The following is a 5,985-nucleotide window of genomic DNA, read 5'->3' as shown; positions in this document are numbered from 1 at the left end:
GTTTGAGGCGATCAGCCTCACTCAATTCAAGCACTTTTATATGTTTCATGATTCAATTTCTAAAATATCATGAGACAATATTAATAATTTATGCTGAATATAAAAATATTTTAGATCACTTACTTATTCAACAAAATTTACATATATTTGTCTCTGCATTCTTTTTCAATCAGATACTTTGGCAAAGAAGAGCTTTCGTGCGGTCCAATGTAAAAGTGATTTGTAATAATGCCAAGCGGGTCGGTCGGTTAAGAATGAAGCGGTATGAGGTGGACATTGATTTATGGATTTGTCTTTTTACCCTAATAAATTATAAATTTAAACTTGTAATGCTTATGAAACACATGCGCTCTTGGATTCAGATGTACCAGTTACAAGGAATCATGTCTTTGCTGCTGTTGCTTTTGGCGGCATCGTGTTCCGATTCGGAGAAAGAATTGGAAGAACCCCCTGTAGTGGCAAGCATCACGCTTGCTGAAGGAACAGACAGGCAACCTCTTGTTGAATCAGTTGGAGGTACGCTTTCCATCCATTTTAAAGCCACTGCGGCATGGACCGCTTCTGTAGGCAATTCACGTGCGGACAGTTGGATAAGTGTTTCTCCCCCATCAGGTGAAGCGGGAGAAGGAAGCGTTACGGTAACTGTAGCTTCCAATGAAAGTACAGACGAACGCTCAGCTTCAGTCTTTCTGGTTTGTGGCGACGAACAGGAGACGGTTGTGGTTACCCAAAAGCAGAAGGATGCGCTTATTCTATCGCAACAGGTTTATGAACTTCCGGCATCCGAAAGTACCATCGAGCTGGAGGTGCAAGCCAATGTGTCGTATGAGGTGAGTGTATCTGCCGATTGGATAGAACCGCTTACGTCGCGTAGCCTGACGAAAGAAACATTGACATTCCGTGTTGCGGCAAACGAATCGGAAGAACAGCGTTCGGGCGTCATTACACTGAAAAGCGGTGAATTGGAAGAGACTGTAAATGTCTATCAGGCTGGTAAAGAAGAAGCACCCGTGTTGCTGCTTTCCGATGAGGTCCTGAATGTAGGGGCGGAAGGTGGGACGGTCGATGTACAAGTACAGTCGAATGTCGCCTATACGTATAAGGCTGAGGCCGAATACGACTGGATTGCAGAGCCGGCGGGAAGAGCCGTGTCTACGCATACCATTCATTTGGAGGTGCAACCCAATGAAACATACGATTCCCGTGAGGCGCGTTTTATCTTTAGTGATGAGACCGCGACACTTACCGATACCTTATTGGTCCGTCAGGCTGCGGCGGGTGGCTTGATAGTTTCTGTTTCCCGTATTGAGTTGGCGGCGGAAGATACTGGATTTTCTTTGGAATTGCAGACGAATGTGGATTATACGGTTTCTATCGATGCCGATTGGTTGGAGCAAGTGAAGAGCCGGGGATTGGTGGCCGAAACGTTGACGTTCAGTTGCGAACCGAATTACAGCACCGTTTCCCGTGAAGCCGTGATTCTTCTGGATAGCGAGATTGGGGAACAGAAAGTAAAGGTAGTCCAGGCTGGAAAGGAAGAAGAAGTGGGGGATTATGACTTCATGAACGTTTCTCCGTCTTCTTTGTCGTTGGGCGCAGATGCGGCATCATTTACTGTTTCAGTCAGCACGAATGTGAATTACCAAGTGGCGAGCAATGTCGGTTGGATTACTACTACGGTAAGTGGTACGATAAACGCCTCTTCGGTTGCCTTCGATGTGAAGGCGAATGAAGGGACAGAAATCCGTGAAGGTGTTATCACATTTACCTCGGAAGACGGAAGCATGGTGCGGACCGTTACGGTAACACAAGCGGGTAAAGAAATGCCCAAGTTGAATGTCTCGCCGACTACGTTTGCCTTGGTTTCGGAAGCGGCTTCTATTGAGGTAGAAATTGATGCAAATGTGAGGTACAGCGTTTCGAGCAGTGCTTCTTGGCTGACCAGTCCGGTAAGCGGTTTGACCGAAGCTCCTTCTTTGACCTTCGATGTAGCCGCCAATGAAAGCACGTCCGACCGCGAAGCCACTCTGACCTTTGTTTCGGAAGACGGCAGCGTCACACGAACCGTTACGGTGACGCAGGCAGGCAAAGCTGCTGCCTCCTTGGCTGTTTCTCCATCAGCGTTTGATTTGTCGCATGAAGCCACCTCTATCAGCGTGTCGATAGAAGGCAATACGAAATACAGTGTGTCGAGCAGCGCTTCTTGGCTGACCAGTCCGGTAAGCGGTTTGACCGAAGCTCCTTCTTTGACCTTCGATGTAGCCGCCAATGAAGGGACAGCCGCTCGCCAAGCTACTCTGACCTTTGTTTCGGAAGACGGCAGCGTCACACGAACCGTTACAGTAACTCAGGCAGGAGAGGAACTTTACCTGAATGTTACGCCCCAGCGTATAGAAGCACCGGCAGAAGGCGGTACGTATCCGTTGACTATCAACACCAATGCAGGTGAATCGAATGTAAACTTGAATGGCAATGCTTGGATGAGCCTGCAAAACGGCAATATTGTCATTGCAGCCAATGCAGACCGTGCCGAAAGGAAAGGCAACATCACCGTTACAGCCGGCGGATTGAGCCAGACGATTGAAGTGCTTCAGGCTGGCAAGCAACCGTCTACGGCCGGCGGGCAGATAGAAGACTTTACCGAGAATGAAGAAAACTGGTAAGAATGATAAAATAGAATCATTATGAAACATACATATATAATTTTTTGCTTGAGTTTGCTCTTGCTCTCTTTGGCAGGATGTAAACAAGATGAATTGCAGTCGTCGCACCAATCGGATACCCGGTTGACATCGGTAAAAGCCACTACTTCGGCGGCTGTGAAAAGCCGTACCCAATTGTCGGGCAATGCTGTGATATGGGAACAGTCGGACGCAATCGGTATTTTCAGTAATACAACTGCCGAAGCCGTGCGTTATGATTTGACGGAAATACAAGGCGATGAGGCCCGTTTCGAAAGCGAAACGGGTGTGAGCGGAGAAGAGTTTTATGCTTTTTATCCTTATAGTGCGCAAAGTGCCGTAGAGGGAACCAAGATTTCTTATCGTTTGACCGACGGGCAAGACTATCGTGCAGGAAGTTTCGATACAGGCGATTGTCCGATGGTAGCGAAAAGCACCCATAGCGACTTCCGTTTCTTGCAGACCTGCGGCATCATCCGTTTGCGCCTCACCGGCACGATGGCTGTCTCTTCTATCCGCCTTCAAGGAAATAACGGGGAGGCGTTGGCCGGAGACGGAACCATTGACATTGCTTCCGATGCACCGGTGTTTACCATTGACGGAAGCGGTGATAAGCTGACGGCTATTCAGTTGCGCACTTCTGCCAATGTGCAGTTGTCCGAATTGAGTGTAACGGAGTTTTATTTTGTCGTAGCTCCCCAAACCTTGACGCAAGGCATTACAGTGGATATAACCGGAACGATAAACGGTAAGGAGCAGACCATTCGTAAGCAGACTCAAAAGTCGATAACCGTAACTCGTTCCGTCATTTCCAGCTTTGCGGCAGTAGATACCGATGCGGAACTGGAACCGGAAGGACCAACAGACCGTGATATTCTCATTGCGCTGTATGATGCAACCAATGGGGACAACTGGACGAACAATACCAACTGGTGTACGAATGCTCCTTTGTCGGAATGGTATGGAGTGACATTGGATTACAGCCAAGAGAGAGTACAGTATATCCATTTGTCTTATAACAATCTGGTGGGTAGCATTCCGGAAGAAATAGGCAATCTGACCGAACTGTATACATTGGATTTGAGTGGCAATACGCTGACGGGAGAGATTCCATCGTCTATAGGCAATATGCACATTCTCGGTTATTTGTACCTGAACAATAACCAATTGACGGGAAGTATTCCGCAGGAGATAGGCAACTTGAGCGATTTAAGGGCATGTTATATCTATGAGAATCAGTTGATGGGGAACATCCCTTCGGAGTTTGGCAATCTCATCAATTTGGAATATTGCTATTTGTTTGGCAACCAGCTGACGGGAGAAGTACCTGAAACGTTAAGCAGGCTGACCAAGTTGCAAGCGATGGATTTTTCAGACAATATGTTGGGAGGAGATGTGCCGGAAGCTGTTACCGCTACCGATTGGTGGCAAATAAACGGGTATAGATGTATCGAGCAAAACGAACCGGGAGGCTTTACTTTTGAAACTCTTAATCTTTATATACCAGATTTTACGGCAACAGATAATCGGGGCAATACCATCCGTACGATAGATATTGTATCCAGTCATAAAGTTACCTTGTATTATGTATGGGCTACGTGGTGTGGATACAGTAAAGCGTTTCATCCGGTGATGTCGGAGTTGTATCAACGTTATAAGAACCATTCGTTAGAGATTATTGGTATTTGTACTGACGGTATGGACAATCCGGCAGACGCGAACAATTACATTGAAAGCAATGATATGGAATGGCCTACATTGATGGAAAATCCGGAAGGAGGTATTCCTTATTCAGGATTCCCTACGGTTATCGCTTTCGATGAAACGGGTAAGATGATTTTCCATAGCAGTTTTACCTCTCGTGATGAGTTGCCGGAATTCTTGAAAGGCATATTGGGCGAAGGTGATGCACCTTATGAATCCACCGACTTCTCGGCGGACAGAAAGGCGTACACTCTGCAAACGGCTTCCGAAGGAAACGGCATCAATGTCGTGCTGATGGGTGATGCTTTCTCAGACAGACAGATTGCCGACGGAACGTATGAAAAAGTAATGCAGCAAGCAGCAGATGCGTTTTTCAGCGAAGAGCCTTATGCTTCGTTCAGAGATATGTTTAATGTGTATTATGTAAATGCCGTATCTCAAAACGAGGGCTACTTTGATGGCGGTGAAACAGCTTTTTCTTGTTATTTCGGAGAAGGTACACGTGTGGGTGGAAATGATGGTTTGTGTATGCAGTATGCTCAGGCTGCTTTTAATTTTACCGATGAGCAGATGCAAGATGTGCTGATTATTGTGATGATGAATTCTACAAGGTATGCGGGTACCTGCTGGATGTATTATAATACGGGTTATACCAGCGATTATGGAAGAGGCACGTCGGTTGCCTATTTCCCGATAGGTACGACTTATGAAGATTTGGCGACTATACTGCATCATGAAGCCGGAGGACATGGCTTTGCTAAGTTGAATGATGAATATGCTTACGAGTATATGGGCATGATTCCGGCAAATGAAATACGTGACGAACAAAATATGCGGGAAAATTATGGCTGGGGTAAAAATACCGATTATATTCCCGACCCTGCCCGGGTATATTGGAGCAAATTCATAGCTGATTCACGGTATGCCAGTGAGAATATCGGTGTTTATGAAGGAGCTTGTACGTATTGGACTGGTGCATATCGTCCTACCGAAAACAGCATCATGAATGATAATACCGGAGGATTCAATGCTCCTTCGCGTGAAGCCATTTATTACCGTATCCATAAATTGGCGTATGGAGAAAGTTGGACGTACGATTATGAGGAATTTGTAAATTGGGACTTGAACCAACGTGCGAGAAGCCGTGTTTCTGTGGTTCCGCAAAAGAAATATCCGCCAACCGCTCCACCGGTTGTTATCAAAGCCCGCTGGGAAAACGGCAGGTTTGTGTATGAATAAAAATGTCGTATGATGGCAATATAAAGCAAGAAGACGCACGGACATAGTTGGTTGGTGCGTCTTCTTGTTTACTGCTGTATCGGGTTGGTGTAAAGAGGTTCTTTATTTGCCTGTAGAGTCAGGGTTTCGGCTTTTGCGTCCTTGTATGTTTGTAACTCATTTCAGCTCCAATGTAGATTCACCTTTGCGTTCCGCTTTCAGCAATTTGCGCTCCGTGCGGCGGTCTAACGTTTCTTCCTGACTTTATCACTTTTTTAAAATTTTCTCATGAACCTGCCCTATAGGTATCTGTAGCAGTGTTTTTAAGTCTAATTTGGGTGACGCACTGAAATTTTGTATCTTCGTGCTATGTTTGTGCGTA

At 46.1% G+C, this 5,985-nt stretch carries 2 protein-coding genes; both read left to right on the top strand.

All coding sequences use genetic code 11. From position 1 onward, the window contains the following. Nucleotides 1-47: 47 nt before the first annotated feature. Nucleotides 48-2,663 (top strand): BACON domain-containing protein, encoded by a 2,616-nt coding sequence (locus tag I6E24_RS15025; protein WP_235329389.1) that lies wholly within the window; start codon nt 48-50, stop codon nt 2,661-2,663. A 21-nt stretch (nt 2,664-2,684) separates the two neighbouring features. Next, a complete protein-coding gene (locus tag I6E24_RS15020) occupies nt 2,685-5,624 on the top strand; it encodes a M64 family metallopeptidase (RefSeq protein ID WP_235329388.1) in 2,940 nt (979 codons plus the stop codon). Nucleotides 5,625-5,985: the final 361 nt, after the last annotated feature.

This window comes from Bacteroides caecigallinarum (genome assembly GCF_021530995.1).
GTDB classification, from domain to species: Bacteria; Bacteroidota; Bacteroidia; order Bacteroidales; family Bacteroidaceae; genus Phocaeicola; species Phocaeicola faecigallinarum.
This window is presented reverse-complemented; position numbering and strand designations above follow the sequence as displayed.

What these genes read in the sequence shown, in the direction of transcription:
- I6E24_RS15020 (WP_235329388.1), top strand. Translation starts at nt 2,685, where the DNA reads ATGAAACATACATATATAATTTTTTGCTTGAGTTTGCTCTTGCTCTCT.
- I6E24_RS15025 (WP_235329389.1), top strand. Translation starts at nt 48, where the DNA reads ATGATTCAATTTCTAAAATATCATGAGACAATATTAATAATTTATGCT.